This is a genomic window from Telluria mixta (assembly GCF_029223865.1).
In the GTDB taxonomy this organism is placed as follows: Bacteria; Pseudomonadota; Gammaproteobacteria; order Burkholderiales; family Burkholderiaceae_D; genus Telluria; species Telluria mixta.
Map to the genome: position 1 here is coordinate 6,759,040 of NZ_CP119520.1, position 20,902 is coordinate 6,779,941.

General features: G+C 66.1%; 10 protein-coding genes. 1 reads left to right on the forward strand and 9 read right to left on the reverse strand.

Annotated features, from left to right (window positions below; genetic code table 11):
* The 5 genes from P0M04_RS29735 to P0M04_RS29755 all read right to left on the reverse strand — a co-directional run bounded on the left by P0M04_RS29735 (nucleotide 1) and on the right by P0M04_RS29755 (nucleotide 10,050).
* Nucleotides 1-1,632, reverse strand: coding sequence for an alpha-L-fucosidase (locus tag P0M04_RS29735; protein WP_259450152.1), 1,632 nt, complete (start codon nucleotides 1,630-1,632; stop codon nucleotides 1-3).
* A 111-nt stretch (nucleotides 1,633-1,743) separates the two neighbouring features.
* Entirely contained in the window at nucleotides 1,744-3,261 is a 1,518-nt protein-coding gene (locus P0M04_RS29740) for a tryptophan halogenase family protein (RefSeq protein WP_259450153.1), read from the reverse strand.
* A gap of 80 nt (nucleotides 3,262-3,341) precedes the next feature.
* Nucleotides 3,342-6,386, reverse strand: coding sequence for a TonB-dependent receptor (locus P0M04_RS29745; RefSeq protein ID WP_259450154.1), 3,045 nt, complete (start codon nucleotides 6,384-6,386; stop codon nucleotides 3,342-3,344).
* A gap of 175 nt (nucleotides 6,387-6,561) precedes the next feature.
* Nucleotides 6,562-7,764: a helix-turn-helix domain-containing protein gene (locus P0M04_RS29750; RefSeq protein ID WP_259450155.1), complete on the reverse strand. Its 1,203-nt coding sequence runs from the start codon at nucleotides 7,762-7,764 to the stop codon at nucleotides 6,562-6,564.
* Nucleotides 7,765-7,893: 129 nt separating this feature from the next.
* A complete protein-coding gene (locus P0M04_RS29755) occupies nucleotides 7,894-10,050 on the reverse strand; it encodes a glycoside hydrolase family 3 C-terminal domain-containing protein (RefSeq protein WP_259450451.1) in 2,157 nt (718 codons plus the stop codon).
* 275 nt (nucleotides 10,051-10,325) lie between these two features.
* Here P0M04_RS29755 and P0M04_RS29760 point away from each other — a divergent pair, with 275 nt between their 5' ends.
* Nucleotides 10,326-11,228: an alpha/beta hydrolase gene (locus P0M04_RS29760; protein WP_259450156.1), complete on the forward strand. Its 903-nt coding sequence runs from the start codon at nucleotides 10,326-10,328 to the stop codon at nucleotides 11,226-11,228.
* A gap of 21 nt (nucleotides 11,229-11,249) precedes the next feature.
* Here the strand turns inward: P0M04_RS29760 and P0M04_RS29765 are convergent, their stop codons facing one another.
* The 4 genes from P0M04_RS29765 to P0M04_RS29780 form a co-directional block, all read right to left on the reverse strand.
* Nucleotides 11,250-14,018: a TonB-dependent receptor gene (locus tag P0M04_RS29765; protein ID WP_259450157.1), complete on the reverse strand. Its 2,769-nt coding sequence runs from the start codon at nucleotides 14,016-14,018 to the stop codon at nucleotides 11,250-11,252.
* A 227-nt stretch (nucleotides 14,019-14,245) separates the two neighbouring features.
* Nucleotides 14,246-15,514, reverse strand: a complete 1,269-nt coding sequence (locus P0M04_RS29770; RefSeq protein WP_259450158.1) for a DUF2264 domain-containing protein — start codon at nucleotides 15,512-15,514, stop codon at nucleotides 14,246-14,248.
* A gap of 16 nt (nucleotides 15,515-15,530) precedes the next feature.
* Complete coding sequence (locus tag P0M04_RS29775; RefSeq protein WP_259450159.1) at nucleotides 15,531-17,882, reverse strand: beta-galactosidase; 2,352 nt, start codon at nucleotides 17,880-17,882, stop codon at nucleotides 15,531-15,533.
* 18 nt (nucleotides 17,883-17,900) lie between these two features.
* Complete coding sequence (locus tag P0M04_RS29780) at nucleotides 17,901-20,789, reverse strand: TonB-dependent receptor (RefSeq protein WP_259450160.1); 2,889 nt, start codon at nucleotides 20,787-20,789, stop codon at nucleotides 17,901-17,903.
* Nucleotides 20,790-20,902 lie beyond the last annotated feature (113 nt).

Genomic DNA, 20,902 nt, shown 5'->3' on the forward strand with positions numbered 1-20,902 from the left:
TCAAGCGACTTTCAAGGCGATTGCATACGGGAGTGCCGGCTTCGCCTGCGGCAGCGTGACCTGCAGGCCTTCTTGTGTCTGGCGGAAGGCGAGCGTGCCGCCGCCGACCAGTTCGACACGCGACACGGCCTGCTTCAGGTGTTCGCCGCCCGCACGCATCGACTTGATCGTCACCTTGCCGTCTTCCGGCCAGCCCATCACGAACGCGTACACGGCATCCTTGCCGGCCGTGAAGCGGATGTCGGCGCCGGAGAACGGTTTGCCCTTGCCTTCGTTGAAGCCGGGCCCCTGCATGGGCGCCGCGGCCGCTTCCGCCACCGGACCCTCGCCGTACATCGCCCAGGGGCGCGAATCGTAGATGCCCTCGCCGTTGACGGCCATCCAGCGCCCGATTTCCTCGACGATCGCGCGTTCCTGGTCGTCGATCGTGCCGTCGCCGCGCACGGGCACGGACAGCAGCAGGTTGCCGTTCTTGCTGACGATGTCGATCAGCGTGTGCACGACCGTCTGCGCGCTCTTGTACGCCTTGTTGTCGTAGATGCGGCGGTCGTAGTGCCAGCTGCCGATGCAGGTGCAGGTCTGCCACGGCAGCGGTTCGATGCGCGGGCTCTGGCCCCGCTCGATGTCCCACACCATCGACTTGCGCTGCACCTCGTCGAGGATCTTGCCGTTAACGACCGCTTCCACCTTGCCGTGCTTCGCGAGGCTGCGGTTGTACATGTGCGCGGCCAGGCGCATGCCGATGTCGCTGACCGGATACAGGGGCAGCACGGTATCGTCGTAATAGACGAGGTCCGGGTCGTAGTTGTCGAGCAGGTCGACGGTGCGGTTGTACAGCTTGTCCGCATACGCCTTGTCCGGCGGCAGGACGCCGCCGCCCCATGCCCAGCGCTGGTCGGTGCTGCCGCCGTCCTTGCTGAGCGGGTGGTTCTGCGCATACAGCGCCTGCGGGTCCAGCCCGTTCCACCACTGGCCCTTGCCGTCGGCCTTCTTCAGGCGGCCGTCGTACGGCACGCCGGCCAGCGGGCCGGTCTTGTCGGCGCCCTGCGCCGTCTCGTACCAGTTCCACGCGTGCGCCGCGTGCACGGACACGCCGAAGCGCAGGCCGTGCTTGCGGGCCGCGTCGCGCCAGCCGCCGACCAGGTCCTTGCCCGGTCCCAGCTTCGTCGAGTTCCACTCGGGCTGGTAGCGGCTCTTGTACAGGTCGAAGTTGTCGTGGTGGTTCGCCAGTGCGACGAAGTACTTCGCGCCGGCCTTCTTGTACAGGCCCACAAGTTCGTCCGGATTCCAGCGCTGTGCGCGCCAGGCGTGGATCACGTCCTTGAAGCCGAACTTCGACGGGTGACCGTATTTCGCGACGTGATACTTGTAGTGATCGCTGCCCTCCTCGTACATGCCGCGCGCGTACCAGTCGCCGTGTTCGGGTTCGCACTGCGGCCCCCAATGCGCCCAGATGCCGAACTTCGCATTGCGGAACCAGTCCGGCGTTTCATACTTGGACAGCGAAGGCCAGGTCGGCTCGAACGGGCCGGTGGCCATGGGCACGCGGGCGCCGGCGGCGCCGGCATACGGGGACATGGCGAGCGCCGGAATGGCGGCCGCCATGTGCTGCAGGAGTTCACGTCGTTTCATCGGTAATCTTTCCAAGGTAGGTGACGGCCGCTCGAGGGCGGCTCTTCGTATATCCACGGGATGGTGCCCGTGGGCTCCGGCGCCGGCAATTATGAAATCCGCCAGCCGGGATTACAATTTTCGTATCGGCTCACCCGTGATCTGCGCCACGAGCGCCGCGTGGTCCGGCATCGTGCCGACCACCTGCCGGATCGTCGCATGCACCTTGTGGAAGTGATCCAGCAGGCGTGCCTGGTCCATGCGGTCGATCAGCGGATCGGTCCGCTCGGGGCGGATGCCGTGGCCCAGCATCATCGACGCGTAAGAATCGGCCTGGAACCCTTCGCGATCGTAGATGGTGATGCGGCCGGACGTGCGGAACAGGTCGATCTGGTGCTGCAGCGTGTCGGGGATGGCCATGTTCGCGCAATAACGCCAGAATTCGGAATCCGTGCGGTTCGTCAGCTTGTAGTGCAGGACGATGAAGTCGCGCACGAATTCGTAGCGCTGCGCGGCCAGCCGGTTGAATTCCTCGGCCAGTTCGGGGCTGCAGTCGCGGTCGGGGAAATACTGGATCAGCCAGCCGACCGCCAGTTCGATGATGTTGATGCTCGTCGATTCGAGCGGCTCGAGGAAGCCGCTCGACAGCCCCACCGCCACGCAGTTCTTGATCCACGACTTGCGCCGCCGGCCCGTCGTGAAGCGCAGCTGGCGCGGCGCTTCCAGCGGCTCGGTATCCACGCCCGCCAGCAGGACGCGCCCTGCTTCCTCGTCCGACATGAAAGCGTCGCAGTACACGTGGCCGTTGCCGTTGCGGTGCTGCAGCGGGATGCGCCATTGCCAGCCGGCGGGCTTCGCCGTCGACCGCGTGTAGGGCGTGAGCTGGTCGGCCAGCGCGCTGGGCACGGCCTGGGCGCTGTTACAGGGCAGCATGGCGCTCCAGTCCTCGTAGCCGGCCTTGTAGACGCCTTCGATCAGCAGGCCGCGGAACCCCGTGCAGTCGACGAACAGGTCGCCCTCGATGCGGCGGCCGTCGCGCAGCTTCACGGCCGTGATGAAGCCCGTTTCCGGATGCTGCTCGACGTCGCCGACCGTGCCCTCGATGCGCTGCACGCCGCGCGCCGTCGCGTACTCGCGCAGGTAGAGGGCGTACAGGCCCGCGTCGAACTGGAACGCATAGGAATACGCGTTGGTGGGGCCCGGCTGGTCGCCGTGCGGCGGCACGAACTTGATTGCGTGCGCCATCGCCGTCGAGATCGACCATTCCTCGTACGACGGCATGTCCGGATTGTCGCGCGCCAGCCGCAGCCAGTACATGAAGGCCGGGCGGTTTTCGATGGATGGGCCGAAATCGCTGAAGCCGTGGAAGAAGCGGTTGCCGATGTGGCCCCAGTCGCGGAAGTCGATGCCGAGCTTGAACGTGGCCTTCGTGCGCCGGACGAAATCGGCGCCGTCGATGCCGAGCGCGTGGTTGTAGTAGCGGATCGTCGGCAGCGTCGATTCGCCCACGCCGACGGTGCCGATCTCCGGCGATTCGACGAGGACGATCTCGCACGACGCGCCCAGCTTCAGCGCCAGCGGCGCGGCGGTCATCCAGCCGGCGGTGCCGCCGCCCACGATGACGATTTTACGAATGGCCTTGTCGAGCATAATCTTCTCCAGTTCGGAAATGCAAAAAACCTCCCGCAACCGGCCGGGTCGCGGGAGGCATATTACTCACGGGGCGGCTATCAGAAAGTGTAGCCCATCCGCACCGTGAATCGGCGGCCCGTGTAGAAGTTACCGCGTTCCATCATGCCGATATTCTGCTGCATGAACTGCTTGTACAGCGCATTGGTCAGGTTGGACGCTTCCACCGATACGTTCAGGTGCTCGTTGAAGTTGTAGTGGACGCCGGCGTCCAGCTGGCCGTACGAACCGCCCCAAACCGGCAGCGCATAACCCACCGAACTGCCCTGGTGGTAGGTCGGGCTGTTCGGATTGCCGTCGATACCGTCGGAGCCGTTCGTGCCGTAGGCGTTGACGGCCTGCAGGTACTTCGTGCGCCAGCTGTAGGCCAGGCGGCCGGACCACGGGCCCTTGTCGTACAGCAGGGCCAGGTTGTACGAGTTTTTCGACAGCCCGATCAGCGGCGTGTTGTCCGCGTTCAGCAGACGGCCGTCCGTGTCGCAACCGGAGAGATCGCGGGCGAGGTTCGCGTTCAGGGTGCCCTTCGGCGTGCACCAGCCGTTGACCAGCGACTTGCCCATGTTCTGGCGGCTGTCGACGTACGTGTAGTTGGCCGACACACCGAAGCCCGACAGCAGACCGGGCAGCTTGTCGAAATACTGCTGGTAGCCGATTTCCGCGCCGTTCAGGCGGCCCGACGCGCCATTCACTGGCGACGTGATCAGGAAGTCGTGCGGCGTCCCCGTCGTGTCGTTCACCGTGTACGCCGACGTCTTGCCGATGATGATGTCCTTCAGGCGCTTGTTGAACAGGGCCAGCGTCAGCGAGTTGCCTTTGCCGAAATAGTACTCGGCCGTCAAGTCGAAGTTGGTCGACGTGACGGGCTTGAGCACCGGATTGCCGCGGGCGCTGCCCTGGTAATCGATGGAGTCCACCACCGACTGGCCGTTTTCCTGGTGCGTGTTCACCTTCTGTTCCAGCGTCGTGTAGGCCTGCATCTGGTAGAAGTCCGGACGCGTCATGCCTTTCGAGTACGCGGCGCGGAACTGCAGCTCGTCGCTGGCCTTCATGCGCACGTTCAGGCTGGGCAGGACGTTCGTGTACTTGTGGTTGAAGTCGCGCTTGTCCGCCAGGCGCGGGATCAGCGGCACCACGGGCAACGGGTTCTGCGGCGGATCGAACAGCGTATAGCCGGTCGCCGACATGTCGGTACGCACGACGCGCACGCCCACGTTGCCGTCCACCGGGAAGCGCAAGGTGTCGACGCCGAAGCGCAGCTGCGCGTACGCGGCCTTGGTCTTCTCATGCTGGCCGTTCAGGCCCTTGTCGTCGCCGTAGGCGGCCGGGTTCCAGCTTTGCGAGCACGGCTGCTTGCAGACCGCCTGCGTGAAGCTGTGCAGGGTGGTGAAGGACGCCGGCGGACCACCCGCCAGCAACCCCTGGTTCGGGACGACGACGGCCGGCGGCATTCCGGCCTTGCCCCCGAAGAAATTCGCGAACTGTGCCGTCGCGACGTCGTTCGGCATGCGCAGGTTCGGCTTGCTCAGCCGGGCGAAGTCGGACAGCGGCTGCCAGCCGCCGCCGGCGGTGTCGACGGACCACGTCTGCGAGATCTGGGCCCAGTCGCTGTCGTGCGTCGAGCGCGTCATCGCGTCGCGGTTGGTGAAGCGCACGCCGAAACGCAGGTCGTTCAGCACGGTGCTGTCGAACGTGAACTTGGCGTCCAGGCGCGCCGCGTTCTGGGTGGCGATCGACTCGTCGCGGTGTTCCTGGGTGAAGCTCCAGTAGTAGTGGCTCGGATCGGCCAGGTAGGCGGTGTCGGCGGCGTCGAACGCCAGCGTCGGCGGCGACGTGGTCACGTTCGTGGTCAGCTTCGGCAGGAAGGTGCCGATGCCCAGCGTGTTGTCGTACCCGTAGGACGAGGCGGTCGTGTGCTGCAGGTCGGCGGTCACGGTCCACTGGTCGGTGGCGCGCCATTGCGTGTTCCACGCGATGTCGGTCGTATCGGACTTGCGGGCCGCGACGCGGCTCTGGGTACCGATGCTGATGCCAGGATTCGACGGATCGCGCACGACGCCCCGCAGCAGCACGCCGCGGCTGTCGAATTCGGCGCCGGCATCCAGCATCGCCGCGGACGGGGGCGAGTTCTGGGATACCGACGTTTCCGTCGTGGTCATCTCGTACTTCGAGCGGAAATAGGTCAGGTAGGACGACAGACGGTCCTTCTTCCACTGCAGCGCGCCGTACAGGCCGTCGCGGTCGCGGTCGAAGTTATTGGTGGTCCAGCTGGCGCCGTTCGTGATCCAGCGCGTCGCGCCGCTGTTGTCGCCCACGACCGCATTGGTACGGGGGATGTACGGGCTGAGGCTGGTGCCGTCGCTGCGCGTGCGCATGCGCGAATGGGCGACGTCGACCAGCGCGCCGAACTGGCCGTAGTCCGTGTTCCAGCGGTTGGACAGCAGGCCGGAGAACGCCGGCGCATTCTTGCCGCGCAGTTGGGAACGCGACGCTTCCACCGACACGGCGCCCTTGCTGCCCTTGTAGTCGAACGGCAGCGCCGTGCGCAGGTTCACGAGGCCGCTGATGCCGCCTTCGATCTGCTCGGCCGACGGGTTCTTGTACACGTCCAGGCCCGTCATCAGCTCGGGCGGCACGTCCTCGAAGCTGAGCGAGCGGCCGCCGTTCGCGGAGAACGAATCGCGGCCGTTCAGCTCCGAACGCACGTACGTCAGGCCGCGGATGGCCACGCCCGTGCCTTCGGCGGCGAAGTGCTGGATGCCGTCGCCCACGCCCTGCTGCGGGTCGACGCGGTTCAGCGTACGGTCGATCGTGATGCCGGTCACGCGCTGCAGCACCTCGGTCACGGACTTGTCGGGCAGCTTGCCGATGTCGTCGGCGACGATGGAGTCGACGATCTCGTCCGCATTCTTCTTGCGGGCGGCGGCCGATTCCAGTGCGGCGCGCTGGCCCACGACGACGACGGTGGTCGTCTCATCCTTCTTTGCGGCGTCGGCGGCGTACGCGCCGTGCGCAAACATGGCCCCGCTGGCCGTCAGCACGAACTGGGCTGCGCCGGTGGCGATGGCGGTTCTTTGAAACTGCTTCACTTGGTTTCTCCTCTGCGTTTTTGTGCGTCCGTTTTTTCGGGATGCCGGCTGGCGGCATGTACCCCTTAATGGCGGTGCAACAATTTTGATGAGGAGCAAACAATGGAACAATTCTGAAAATCACCAGCGCGGCACATGAAAATTGCGATGTGTATGGCCAGCGCAACGTCTTCACTCAGGGCGCTGCGGTTTCCTGCACAGGATCGGCCGGCGGCTCCTGCTGGTCCGCCAGCGTGCGGAAGGCTTTCGGGGTGCACCCGTATTCTTCCTTGAACAGCTTGTTGAAGTACGAGACGTTGGCATACCCGACCGAATACGCGATCTCGGCGACCGTCGTGTCGCCGTTCTCGGTGAGCAGCCGCGCCGCCTCGGTCAGGCGCAGCTTGTTCAGGTAACTGGTGAACGTCATGCCCAGTTCCGATTTCAGCACGTCGTTGACCTTGGTGCGGTTCGTCCCCGTGGCGGCGACGACGCCTTCGAGGTCCAGTTCCGGATTCGTGTAATTCGTCGCGATGAACTTCAGCACCGCTGCCTTTTCCTTGTCGCGGTAAGGCTCCAGCGTCAGCTGGCGGTAGGCGACGAGCGGCAGGTCCTTCTTGAGATGCGTGTCCACGCTCGCGAGCATCGCACGCGCCTGCGCGCGGAAGAACCACACGCCGAACCCGACCCATCCCACCGCCACGAGGCCCGCCAGCCAGGCGAGGTAGCGGTAGTCGCGGCCGTGCAGCGTAATCCAGCTGATTTCGACATGGGCCGGGACGCCGCGCGGGCTCTGCCCCGTCGCCCCGAAGACGAAGCGCTCCACGCGGTCGAGCACGTAATCCTGGCGCGACAGGTCGCGATGCACCGTGTCGAACCACCATGGCGGTATCGTCAGCCGCGTCAGGTCGATGGTGACGGGCACGCCCTGCTCGTTACACGAGAAGAAGGTCTGGGCCGGCGGGTAAGTCAGGTAATTCCCGGGCTGCGACACGTGCTCGTCGAAGATCGACGCGAGGAAGAACATGGAACTCGCGGGCGAGCATTTCGCGACGAACGACACGGTGCGGTACTTCGACAGGTCCGCCTGGAGCGGCCTGCCCTTGCCGTCGACCGCCAGCAGGTCGGCGGACACGTTGGGATCCGTGCCGTCCGCGGGCAGGTTCAGGTCGAACTTCAGCTGGTCGCGCGCCGTGCTGTCCAGGCGGATGAGCCGCCCGTCATAGGGTATCGACGTGAAACCGTGGCGCCAGCGGAGCGCCCGCTCGTCGCCGCCCTCCTGCGCCGGCAGCAGCGGCTGCGACAGATAGCTGCGGTCGACGAGCACGATCGCCAGCAACGCGTCGGCGAGCACGATGAGAATGAATGCGTACAGCGCCTTCTTATAAAACTCTTGCATATGGCATGGTGGCTGATTGTCTCCGGCCGTCACCTCTCATGGGGACGTCGCTCGAATCATAACAGCCCACCCATGCCGGATCGCGGTTTCGTCGCGGCGTTGTAGTTACACAACGCCGCGACCCACCTGTCACGGCGCCGAACGCGTGCGCAGGGGCTTGCCATGGACGTCGTACGCGGCCGCCTCCAGGCGCACGGTCGTCTCGCTGGCCTTGTCGTCCGCCGCGCTGGCCGCGAGGATGACGCGGTAGTCGCCGGCCGCCACGTTCCACCGCTTCGTGGCCGGATCGTAGACGGCCAGCAGGCGCGGATCGACCGTGACGGACGCCTGCGCGGCGGCGCCGGGCTGCACTTCCACCTTCGCGAAGCCGCCCAGGCGCTTCGGCGCTTCCCAGCGCGCGCCGACGGGCGCCACGTAGATCTGCGCCACTTCCCGGCCCGCCCGCTTGCCCGTGTTTGCGACGGTGAACGACGCGGACACGACGCCATCCTTCACGGTGGCCTCCAGGCCGGACAGCGTGAAGTCCGTGTACGACAGGCCGTGCCCGAACGGGAACAGCGGCTTGAGCCCTTTCAGGTCGAACCATTTGTAGCCGACGGCCGCGCCTTCGTGGTAATCGACGTCGAAGCGGCGCTCGTTTGCGTCCGGATAGCCGTCCAGCACGGGGCGCGGCAGTTGCGCCACGGACGCCGGGAACGTGGCCGGCAGGTGGCCGGACGGGTTGGCCTCGCCGAACAGGATGCCCGCGATGGCGTCGCCGCCGCTCGTGCCCGGATACCATGCTTCCAGTACGGCCGCCACGTTCGGCAACCACGGCATGGCGACGGGGCCGCCCGTCTCCAGCACCACGACCGTCTTCGGATTGGCCGCCGCCACGGCCGCGATCAGGTCGTCCTGGCGGTCCGGCAGCGCCAGGTCCGCCGCGTCCACGCCCTCGCCCACCCACTGGGTCGCGAACACGACGACGGCGTCGCTGTTGCGCGCCAGCGCGGCCGCCGCGGCGCGGTCGGCGCCGTCGGCATACGTCACCGTCGCGCCGGGCGCGCGCCGGCGGATCGCCTCCAGCGGCGCCGACGGGTAATACATGACGGGGCCGGGCCACGACGTCGGCGCGATGCCCGGCACCGCGTTGCCGCCCACCGGGTACACGAGCGACGAGCCGCCGCCCGCCAGCACGCCCTTGTCCGCGTGGCCGCCGATGACGGCGATGCGCTTCACGGCGCGGTCCAGCGGCAACGCCCGGGCGGTGTTCTTCAGCAGGACCATGCCGTCCTGCGCATCCTTCATCGACACGGCCGCATGCTTCCTGAAGTCGATGGCATCCGGCGCGGGCGCAACGGGGTGATCGACGACGCCGTGGTCGAACATCGTGCGCAGGACGCGGCGCGCCATGTCGTCCAGGCGCGCCTGCGGCACCCAGCCGTTCGCGACGGCTTCCTTCAGCGGCGCGCCGAAGTAGTCGGCCAGGTCGAACGGCATGCCGGACTGCTGGTCCAGTCCCGCGTTCGCCGCCGGCACCGTGCTGTGGACGGCGCCCCAGTCCGACATCACCCAGCCCTTGAAGCCCCAGTCGCCCTTCAGCACGTCGGTCAGCAGCCAGGTGTTCTCGCAGGCGTAGACGCCGTTGACGCGGTTATAGGAACACATCACGGCGCCCGGGTTGCCCTCCTCGTTCGCGATCTGCAGCGCCAGCAGGTCGGACGTGCGCGCGGCCTGCTCGGAAATCAGGACGTTCAACGTCGTGCGGCCCGTCTCCTGGTCGTTCAGTGCGAAGTGCTTCAGCGTGGAGACGACGTGGTTCGACTGGATGCCGCGGATCTGCGCGCCCACCATGCGGCCGGCCAGCAGCGGGTCCTCGCCGCCGTATTCGAAATTGCGGCCGTTGCGCGGGTCGCGCATCAGGTTGACGCCGCCCGCCAGCAGCACGTTGAAGCCGCGCGCACGCGCTTCCGCGCCGATCATCGCGCCGCCCGCGTACGCCGTATTCACGTCCCACGTGGCCGCCGTGTTCAGGCCGGACGGCAGCGCCGTCGCGTGGCGCACGTTGGGACCTCCCTGGCTGGCGACGCCGAGGCCGGCGTCCGTTTCCCACAGGTGCGGGATGCCGAGGCGCGGCACGCCGTACACGAAGCCGGCCGACTGGTTGTGCGACGGCTCCGGGCGCTTCGTCTTCTTCTGCTCGTGGTCCGCGCCCAGGTAGCCGAAGACGAGCTTCAGCTTTTCGTCCTGCGTCATCTCGCGCAGCACGAGGGCGGCCCGCTCGTCCGCGGGGAGCTGGGCATTCATCCATGGCTCGGCGGCCAGCGCGCCGCCGCAGCAGACGGCGGTGGCGCACAACAGCGCGATGCGGTTCCTGATAGTCGCGAGACGGTCCACTTGCATATCCCCGGCAAAAAGGAGAGATGGTGGCCGGGCCGCGCCGGGGCGGCAATTACGAAAACCGCGAACGCGGCACATGAAATCGCAGCATCGGCAGAAATCATTGACACACTCCGCCATTTTCATAATTGCGCCGTGCGCGCGCCCGTGACGACAATCGCGTTTATTTCAAGGGGTTTTCCATGCGCAAACTGTTATTGACACTGCTTCTCTGCCTCACAGCCGGCGCCGGCGCCCAGGCGCAGACGACCGTGATTCCACTCTGGCCGGAAGGGGTGCCGAACGCGAAGCCGCATCCCGGTCCGGAAAAGGTCGACGGGACGTTCATCAGCAACGTGTCGCAGCCGTCGCTCACCTATTACCCCGCGGCGTCGGACCGTCCGGCCCGGACCGCGGTCATCATCTGCCCCGGCGGCAGCTACCAGTTCCTCGCGTCCGACCATGAAGGCAAACAGTACGCCCAGTGGCTGTCGAAGCTCGGCGTCGCCGCCTTCGTGCTGAAGTACCGCCTGGCCGACCATGGCCATCCAGCGCCGCTGCAGGACGTGCTGCGTGCGCTGCGCACCGTGCGCGCGCATGCCGCCGACTACGGCGTGGCACCCGACCGCGTCGGCGTGATGGGCAGCTCGGCCGGCGGCCACCTTGCCGCCAGCGCGGCCACGCTGTTCGACGATCCGGCCGGCCGCACGGGCGCCGCGCTGGATACCGTCAGCGCGCGCCCGGACTTCGCGCTGCTCGTCTACCCGGTGATCACATTGACGCCGCCGGCGGCGCACGAAGGCTCGCGCTACGCGCTGCTGGGCGCGCATCCGACGCCGGAACAGGTGAAGGCCATGTCGGTGGAAACGCGGGTCACCGCGCAGACGCCGCCCGTGTTCCTCGTCCACGCACAGGACGACGGCGCCGTGCCGGTCGAGAACAGCATCCTGTTCTACCAGGCCCTCACCCGCGCCAGGGTGCCGGCCGAGATGCACCTGGTCGAACACGGCGGCCACGGCGCGGGCATGGGCGGCAGCGCCGACTTTTCGCGCTGGCCGCGGCGTGCCGAGGAATGGCTGCGCGACCACAAGCTGATCGCGCAGTAACCCCTGGACTAGGCGTCCCCGTCAGAACTGCATGCGCAGGCCGGCGTTGATGCGGCGGCCGTCGTTTTCCAGCATGAGGAACTGGCTGTCGTTGTTGGCGTACTCGTGCACCTTGGCGTTCGTCAGGTTGATGACATCCAGGTACAGCGACAGTTGCGGCGTCAGGTTGTAGCGCAGGCTCGCATCCGTCTGGCCGTAGGCCGCGCGGTTGCGCGGCAAGGTGCTGCCGCCGCCGCAATCGATGGAGAAGTGATTGCGCCAGTTATAGCTGGCCCGTGCCTGGAACTTGCTGTTCTCGAAGAACAGCGACGCGTTGTACGACTGGCGCGACAGGCCCGGATAACCGCAGGTCACGGGACCCTCGGACGAATCGCGGTTCGCTTCCGCATCCACGTAGGTGTAGTTCGCCGTCACGCCGAAGCCCTGCAGCAGCGGGTGGATATTGTCGAACGCATACTGGCCCGCCAGTTCCGCACCCTTGATCGTGCCCTTCTGGCCGTTGCGGATACGGGTGTCGTGCACGATTTCGTTCGGATACTGGGGCACCTTCGTGTCCTGCAGCGACGTCTCCAGGAAGTCCGACACCTTCTTCATGAACAGGGCGCCGCTGACGTAGTTCGTCTTCGACAGATACCATTCGTACGACACGTCGAAGTTATTCGAACGCATCGGCTTCAGGTAGGGGTTGCCGCCGCCGCTCGTCACGTAGCCGGTACGGCCGCCATACCAGTTGCTGACGCCCATCTGGTTCAGCGTCGGACGGGTCAGCGTCTTCGACGCGCCGAAGCGCAGCAGGGTGTCGGCCGTGAGGTCGATCTTCAGGTTGGCGGACGGCAGCCAGGCGTTGTAGCTGTTGTCGACCGAATTCGTCTGCATCGGGCCCCAGTTCTGGATGTAGGTCGTGTCGTTCGGGCTTTGCACGGCCGACAGCAGGATGCGGCTGGTGCCCATGGACTGCGACTTCACGTTCATGTAGCGCAGGCCCAGGTCGCCGGACCAGCCCTCGCCTTCCCACTTCGACTGGACGAAGGCATTCGCCACCTTTTCACGCACGGCCCACAGCGACGGCTTCGTGTAGTCGATCGCCATCGGACCGTTCGGATAGATCGACTTGTCCGCGTAATGGGCCGGGTCGTTCGATTGCGGGATCAGGGACGGCTGGTTCAGGTACGCCATGTAGGCGTACGGATCGAAGCTCAGGAAGTTCGCCGGCACGCCGCCGCCGCTGCCGAACGGATTGCCCAGCGGCGTCACGGTGAACAGCGACGACGGCAGCGCCACGTGGTAGCCGGAGAAGGCGTTCCACGAATCGGAACTCCACTGGATGTGCTCGACCTTGCGCTGCGAGTACGCGGTGCCCATCTGGAGGCCCTTGAACCAGCCCATGTCCGTCGCCCAGGATGCGTTCAGGCGGCCTTCATGCAGCTTGTCGTGGTTGGTGGCGATGGTGTTCCCGACGGCGTGGGCGCGCACGGCCGCCGGATCGGCGATGCCATCGCCGAACGTCACGGTCGGCGTCGAGCCGAAGGTCAGCACGTCGCCGTTCTTCGGCACCATGCCGGCCACGATCCACAGGTCGGGATAGCCGATCGCCGTGCGCGACGTCGCCAGGTCGGCTTCCAGTTTCCAGTCCGGGGTCAGGTTCCACTTCGAATTCACGCCATAGGCCAGCGTGGTCGACAGGCGGTCACCGCCCTTGACGATCATGTCGTTCGAATTGGCTTCGGACAGGATGCCAGCCGCCTTCAGGCCCGGATTGTTCGCGACGAAGTTCGAACCCGGACGGTCGAAGCCCGTCACCTGGCCGTTCGCGTCGGCTTTCACGTTCAACTGGGTCGGATTCATCCAGTCGCTGATCGCGATGACCTTGTTGCGCTGGTCCAGGCGCGAGTACAGGGCGTCGGCCGTGATCTTCCAGGTGGACGACGGGTTGTATTGCACCGTCGTGCTGGCGACCAGGCGCTTGCGGCTTTCGTCTTCGTTCTGGAAGCCGTAGCTCTGCGGCATGAGCAGCTTCTTCGTCGTGACGTCGGCGGCCGTCAACCCCCTGGAATCCAGGTTGCCGTTGATCGTCTTCACGTCCAGCAGGTTCCAGGCGTCGTTCAGGGCTTTGTATTGGCGCGACTTGCGGTCCGTGTACGACAGCGAGCCGGACACGCCGAAATTCTTTTCCGCGTTCGCGTACGAGTACAGGGCGCTGAGGTTGGGCGTGTTCTTGCGCGAATTCGAGTCCCACGAATCCGACACGTTGAGCACGGTCGACTGGCCGGCCTTGCCGGACAGCGGGCGCGCCGTCTGGATGTCGACCGTCGAACCGATACCGCCTTCCGGCAGGAAGGCCTGCGACGTCTTGTACACGATGGCCTTGGAGATCAGGTCGGACGACAGCACGTCGAACGAGAATTCGCGTCCGCCCGTATCGCTCGTGATCGTGCGGCCGTTGAGCAGGACGTTATTGAATTCGGGTCCGAGGCCGCGCACGGAGATGTAGCGGCCCTCGCCGTTGTTGCGCTGGATCTGCACGCCCGTCACGCGCTGCAGCGATTCGGCGATGTTCGTGTCCGGGAATTTGCCGGCATCCTCGGCCGACACGGCATCGACCACGCCGTCCTGCAGCCGCTTCGTCATCAGCGACGACGACAGCGACGCGCGGATGCCGCTGACGACCACCTGCTGCACGTCGCCGCCCGCGGGCTGTTCGTTCGTGGTCTGCGCGCCGGCATACGCCGTGACGCACAGCTCGGCGATCACCGTCGCCAGTATGGTCTTGCTGATCCGGTTCTTGATCATATCCTTGTCTCCAATCTCCGTTATTCGAATATGTGGTTCTTACGGGGCGACAACGTTGTCGCATCGCGACGCAAAAAGGGGGCCCTGGCGTCGCGATCGCCGTTGTCTTTACGCCCTCCGGGATTTATTGTACGTAGCAGTGCAATCGTTACCACTATGGCTTCTTTACGCTCTGGCATGCCAAAAACATATAAGACGATGCGCACCGCATGGGCGCCCGGTACTTTTCAGTAGTTGACGGCGTAATCCTTCGGGAATGCCCTGCCCGCGAACGCCTTCTTCTGCGTCCAGTCCTGGGCGGGACTCGTCCAGTAGGAATCCCCCGCCGGCAGGCCCAGCGCGAGCAGGCTTTCCGCGGCGATGTACATGCTGCCGTTGTTCGAATAGATGTCCGCCAGCGCCGGATGGTGACCGACGAAGCCGATGGTCAGGTACCCGTCCTTCGTGAAGTTCGTCGGGTCCGACCACACGGCCTCGTGCACGGCCTGCAGCGCCGCCCTGACCTGCCCTTCCGGCAGGCTGGCCGGCAGCTGCTTGCGCCAGGCCAGCAGCCCGAGCGGCTGGAACACGGCCGTGCGGTACGTGAGCGAACGTCCGATCGGCGGATACGTGCCCGTCGGCGAGATGAAGCGCTCCAGGTGTTCCGAATACCGCTGCATGCGCTTCAGAGCCTGGGCGCGCAGGTCCGCCGGCTTGCCGTTCCAGAACGGCGCATTGTGCCGCTCCAGCACCTCCAGGATCTCGACCAGCATCGGGTACATCACGTACGAGTTGTAGTAATCGAAGTGGAACGTCTCGCCATCCTTGATCCAGCCGTCGCCCACGTACCACTCGTTCACCTTGCGGATCGCGACGTTCGTGCGCATCGGGTCGGCCTGCTCGCCGACCGACAGCAGGAACGCTTCGTTCATCGCCGCGAACAGCATCCAGTTGATGTACGGCGGCTCCACGCGGCGCAGGCCCTTGATCTCGGTGACGATGCGCTGCTTCGTCGTCGCGTCGAGCGGATCCCACAACGCCTTCGGCGCACGCAGCAGCGCGTTCGTGAAATACGACGAGTCGACGAGCGCCTGGCCGTGCTCGCGCCAGGACAGGTAATCCGGGCTGTTGGGATCGACGGCGTGCGCATACGACTGCAACGCAAGCTGGCGCAGGCGCGCGCGCAGCCGGCCTTCCGGCGTCGCATCGTCGGGCAGCGCCAGCCACGGCGCGATGCCGGCGATCAGTCGCCCGAAGCATTCCAGGTACGCGACCTGCGGGCTGCGGCCGTCCCACGTGGGGCTCAGTTCCAGCGCGAAGCGTTTTTTCAGCTCGCCCTTCGCCATCGCTTCCAGCACCGGCTCGGCCATCCGGCGCAGCAGGTTCAGCATCCACTCGCGATCATTGCCCGCGTTGCGCGCTGCCGGGGTGGCCCCTCCTGTGGCGGCATCCGCCCCCTTCAGGCCCATCGCACCGGCGGCGGCCGCGAAGCTGCCCATGAAGTGTCGTCGTTTCATGCGTCTCCTTCGTTCATTATTTTTCCACGACCAGAGTATCGCCCACGTAGGCGCGGAAGTGGCGGATGCGTCCCGCGACGCCGTCCGGCCCCTGGCGCGGCACGTAGCGCAGGCCCGCCACGTCCATGCTGCGTCCCAGGTCGATCACGAGGCGGTGCGGATACGCGGCCTTGTCCGCCGTGATCCAGTAATCGCTGTTCTGGCCATTGATGGCATTCAGCGCGCCGCCGTCCTCCTTCGTCGCTTCCTCGCTGTCGACCCAGGCAATGGTCCAGTTGGACTGGTCCAGCGTCTTGCCGTCCTTGTCCAGCAGGGACAGTTCCGCCACCGCGGCGTACGGCTTGCCGTCGAAAGCGTCGAGCGACTCCAGGCAGAACTGGCGGCCCTTCGCTGCCGCCGCGAAGCGCACGTCCTGTGTCTGCGAGCCTGGCGCGAATTCGCCTTCATGGGCCGGCTTCACGCCATCCAGCTGCACGCGTGCGGTGCTGGGCGGACGCGGGAAGTCGCGTTCGCGGTGCAGCTGGTCGAGGATCGGGATTTCCAGGCCGGAGATCGTCGGCGTGCCCTGCCCGCGCGGTCCCGTCAGGTCGAGGACAACGACCTCGTTGCGGCCCTTGCGGATCCACGGTCCCGGCAGGTACATCGTCTGCGTGGGGCCGATGCTCCAGAACCTGCCTAGGCAGCGGCCGTTGATCCACACGACGCCCTGGCCCCACGCGGACATGTCGAGGAAGGTATCTTCCGTGCGCGCCGCGTCGAACCCGCCGCGGTAGAATGCCGCACCCTTGCCGCGGCCCTTCTTGAACGCCAGCGCGGGAAGCACACCGTCCGCGTCGAAATCGAGCGCGCGGATTTCCCAGTTTTCCAGCGGCTGCGCGGCCGCCCCTTTCGGCGTGAACGTCACCGGACCGTGAATGCCCTTGCGGTCGTGCACTTCGGGGCCGAAGTTTACGCGCGCGATCGTGTACAACAGGATCTCCAGCACGGCCGGCTTGCTGCGGGCCGGCACGTCGACCTTGTAGCGGCGGTAGCGCGTGTCGAAGGTGCCGATCTGCTTGCCGTCGAGCGTGATCCACGCGAGGTCGCGCGCCCGCGCCACTTCGACGACGCCCGCCGGGCCGGCCGGCAGGGTCACGCGATAGGACACGAGGCCGCGGCTGATGTCGTACTGCTCGATCGGACGCGGCGACACGTCCTTGATGACGCGCGCCGGCAGGGACGCTTTCACGGACACGGATTCCGCCAGCGCGAACGGAGAAATCGTCATCGTCGGCATGCGCGGCGGCGGCTCCGGCAGCTTTTCGCCCGGTGCCAGGAACGGCGTCATCGCGGCGCGGTACGCATCGAATTTTTCGCCGATCCAGCCGGCCTCGCTGATCGGCGCATCGTAGTCATAGCTCGTCGTATCGGGCCGGAACGGGCGGTCGCAGCCGCCCCACAGGCCGAACGTCGTGCCGCCGTGCGCCATGTACAGGCTGAACGAACCGTTCGCCTTCAGCATCGCCGCGATGTCCTTCGTCGCACCTTCCACGCCGCCGCGGCGGTGCGGCGAACCCCAGGTGTCGAACCAGCCGGAGTAGTACTCGCCGCACATGCGCGGCCCCTTCTGCACGGCGTCCAGCGCCTTGAAGCCGGCCGCCGGATCGCTGCCGAAGTTCGCCACCGAGAACAGTTCCGGGATGTGCGTGCGTGCGACCGCGTTCGTCGGATTGCACTGGAACAGCGGGACGTCGAAACCGGCGTCCAGCAACGCCTGGCGCAGCACGCGCAGATAGCCCACGTCGTCGCCGAAGAAGCCGTACTCGTTCTCGACCTGCACCATCAGGATGTTTCCGCCGTGCGTGACCTGCTGCGGCCCGAGCACGCGTCCGACTTCCTTCAGCCAGCGCCGCGCGGGTGCGAGGTAGGCTTCGTCGCGCGTGCGCAGGAAAGAGTCGCCGTCGTGTTTGAGCAGCCACCACGGCAGGCCGCCCATTTCCCACTCGGCGCAGGCGTAGGGCCCCGGGCGCAGGATCACCCACAGCCCTTCCTGCTGCGCGAGGCGGCAGAATTCGGCGGCGTCGCGCTGCGCGGCCCAGTCGTAGCGGCCCTCTCTCCATTCGTGGTAGTTCCAGAACAGGTAGGCGCACACCGCATTCAGGCCCATCGCCTTGATGGTCTTCAGGCGGTGCGACCAGTACTCGCGCGGCACGCGGGCGAAGTGCATCTCGCCGCAGCGGATCTGGATCGGCTTCCCGTCCAGCAGGAAGTCGTGGTCGCCGATCGCGAAGCGCTGGGAGGCGGCCGCGTGCAGGGTGCCCGTGACGGGCAAGAGCGCAGATGCAGCCGCGCCCTGCAGCAGGCGGCGGCGTTGGAAGCTGATGGTCATGTCGTCGATCGTAAAAGTTTAGAGCTTGCCGCGCAGGCCGAACTTGATGGTGCGGCCGTCATACTTCGCATAGTCCATGCGGGTGCGGTGGCCGTCGCCGTACTTGCCCGTCGCATCCTCGAAGTAATCGTACGACAGCGTGTTGGTCAGGTTCAGTGCGTCCAGACGCAGCTCCAGGTTCTCGGTCAGCTTGTAGCTGATGGTGCCGTCCAGGTAACCGCGGGCGGCGCGCCAGCGGATCAAATCGTCGCCGTTGTTCTTCGGATTGTCGCCGTGCAGCGAGCGGCCCTTGTAGTTGTACGACAGGCGCATCGCCAGGGGGCCACGCTCATAATAGGTCGTGAAGCTGTACGCGTACTTCGGCACCGAGTTGACTTCGATTTCCTTGCCGGCCGTCGTGATCCATTTCTGGCTGTTGAACGGGTCGATGTGCGTGTAGCTGGCCAGCGCGCCCAGGCCCTTGAACGGATCGGGCAGGAAGTTGAAGTCCTGCTGGTACGCCAGTTCATAGCCTTTCAACGTCTGCTGGCCCGCGTTGCCGTAGGTGCGCAGGTTCATCGGCAGGTTCGGGTCGACCTTGCCGTTCTTGTCCTGGAAGATCGCGCCCAGCGCCGTATCCGGCAGGCCCAGTGCGCCGAACGTGGTCTGCGTCGTGCTCGACACGGTGGCGTCGGTCAGCTCCTTCTTGAAGTACGCGGCGGACAAGAGGCTGCCCGGCTTGAAGTACCATTCCAGGCTCGTGTCGAGGTTCTTCGACTGCTGCGGTTTCAGGTTCGGGTTACCCGCGGTGGCCGTGTTGTCGAACGGGTTCGGGATGACGGTCTGCGCGGCGATGATCGACAGCGACGCGCGGCTGATCGTCTTGCCGTACGACGCGCGCCAGATCAGGTCTTCCGCCACGTCGTACGCGGCGCTGACGGCCGGCAGCACGTTCGTGTACTTGCCGTGTTCCTGGTTCGGCAGGTAGGTGCCGCCCGCGCCCGACTTCTTGTAGTTGTCGATGCCCAGCTTCGTCTGCGCCCAGCGCACGCCGGCATTGATACGCAGTTCGCGCGCCAGCACTTCACCCTTGAAGTCGGACTGCACGAAACCGGTGGTGACCTTCTCTTCCGCGCCGAAGCTCTGCGCCGGCGTGAATGCGGCGGGCGTGTTGAAGGCCACCGGGTCGTACGTGGAGTAGGCGTAGCTGCGCGTGAACGTGCCGAACTTGTGCGGCCAGCCGTCGCCCATGTCCAGGTTCGGGACCGGCAGGGTCGTCACCATGTTGCTGCGCAGGCCCGCGTCGCCGAACGACTTCAGCTTGGCCACCATCGCGGACGTGGCATTGCGCTTCTCGATCGTCTTCGTCGTGTCGACGTACACGACGCCGCCCTTGAAGTGGCCCGTCCAGTCGCCCCACAGGTCGTAGTCCTGGTCCAGCACGAGGCGCGCCTGGCGGCCCTTGTCCGTCTCGCGCGTCCAGCCGGTGTTGATGTCGAAGCCCGTGAAGTTGGCGGGATTCGTGTAGTCGACGGTCGACGACATCGACGGGTACACGTGATCCGAACCGTAGTCGATGGTGGAATCGACGCCGAAGATCTGGCCCGACAGCGTGTCCTGGTAGCTCTTCGCGTCGCTGTTGTTGGCCGACAGCTGGCCGGTCAGCACGGTGCCCTTTTTCACTTCCCAGCGGCCGTTCAACGCGAGGTAGCCGAACTTCGTCTTGTCCTCGCCGTAGGTGACGCCGCTGCTGTACGACGTATTGCCGAAGGTGCCCGTCAGCAGGTTCGACGCCGGGTCGATGTGCACGTCCAGCGGCACGAGGCCGTTGTGGCCGGACTGGCCGGCCGGGGCGTTGCGGTTGGTCGTCTTGCTGTTGCGGATCAGGATGCCGTAATAGAGTTCGTCGCGGCTGTTCTGCAGTTGCGAAGCCAGGCCGTCCAGGCTGATATTCAGGCCGCCTTCCTTGTACTGCAGCGACGTCACGAGGCCGTCGCGCGTGCGCCGGTTCTGCGAGCCGTAGAAGCGGTAGATACGGGGCAGCAGCGCGTTGTCGATCTGGTCGCGGGTGTAGCCGGACAGGTTCGCGCGGGGATCGTCGTAGTCGAGCTGCATGGCGAAGTTGCCCAGCACGGGCGATGCGCTGCCGCGGCGCGAGCTGTTGTAGCCGCCCGTCGCCTCGAAGCCGGAACGGTTGTTGACGGCCTTCGAATGCGACGCGCCGGCGAGAAAGCCCCAGTTGCCCCACGTGTTCGAATACAGGGCGAACAGATTCGGATCGGTCTTCTCCGACATCGTGTTGTAGGCGGCCGACACGCCGTAGCGGACGGTGCGCTTCGGATTGTCGAACGGGCGCGGCGTCTGCAGGTCGACGACGCCGCCCATGCCGCCTTCCGGCAGTTCGGCCAGCGGGGACTTGTAGAAGTCGACGCGGCCGAACAGTTCGGACGCGAACACGTCGTAGTTGAAGCCACGCGCCGCGCTGCCGATCGTGCTCGTCGACGTCGTGTTCACGGGCGCGCCGTTCAGCGTGGTCACCGTGTATTCCGTCGGCAGGCCGCGGATCGAGATGCGCTGGCCTTCCGCCGAGCTTTCGTCGCGGTTCAGGATCACGCCCGGCACGCGCTGCAGCGACTCGGCCACGTTCGCCTCGGGGAACTTGCCGATGTCTTCGGCGACGATCGAATCGCGCACGCCGATGGCCTGCTGTTTCAGGTTCAGCGCCTTCTGCAGGCTGGAACGGAAGCCCGTGACGACGACGGTCGTCGCTGCGGGGGCATCGGCGGCCGGCGGTGCCGGCGGTGCCGGCTCGGTCGCGGGTGCGGTCGTGGGAGCGGCGGGCATGGACGCCTCCTGTGCCAGGGCCTGGTTCCCATAGGCGGCGGCCAGCGCCATCGGCAGCAGCGTGGCGAGCAACTTCTTGTTCATCTTGTCTCCATTCTTGTGTCGTTATTGGAACATGGGGTGCCGGTCTGGGGCACTATTGCTGTGGTCTTTACGCCGGCTGGTGGTCACGTTACCACAAGCGATTATTAAAGGGC

Coding starts and splice junctions, on each gene's coding strand:
- P0M04_RS29755 (WP_259450451.1), bottom strand. CDS start 10,050: ATGAATGCCCAGCTCCCCGCGGACGAGCGGGCCGCCCTCGTGCTGCGC.
- P0M04_RS29775 (WP_259450159.1), bottom strand. CDS start 17,882: ATGACCATCAGCTTCCAACGCCGCCGCCTGCTGCAGGGCGCGGCTGCA.
- P0M04_RS29780 (WP_259450160.1), bottom strand. CDS start 20,789: ATGAACAAGAAGTTGCTCGCCACGCTGCTGCCGATGGCGCTGGCCGCC.
- P0M04_RS29740 (WP_259450153.1), bottom strand. CDS start 3,261: ATGCTCGACAAGGCCATTCGTAAAATCGTCATCGTGGGCGGCGGCACC.
- P0M04_RS29750 (WP_259450155.1), bottom strand. CDS start 7,764: ATGCAAGAGTTTTATAAGAAGGCGCTGTACGCATTCATTCTCATCGTG.
- P0M04_RS29735 (WP_259450152.1), bottom strand. CDS start 1,632: ATGAAACGACGTGAACTCCTGCAGCACATGGCGGCCGCCATTCCGGCG.
- P0M04_RS29760 (WP_259450156.1), top strand. CDS start 10,326: ATGCGCAAACTGTTATTGACACTGCTTCTCTGCCTCACAGCCGGCGCC.
- P0M04_RS29770 (WP_259450158.1), bottom strand. CDS start 15,514: ATGAAACGACGACACTTCATGGGCAGCTTCGCGGCCGCCGCCGGTGCG.
- P0M04_RS29765 (WP_259450157.1), bottom strand. CDS start 14,018: ATGATCAAGAACCGGATCAGCAAGACCATACTGGCGACGGTGATCGCC.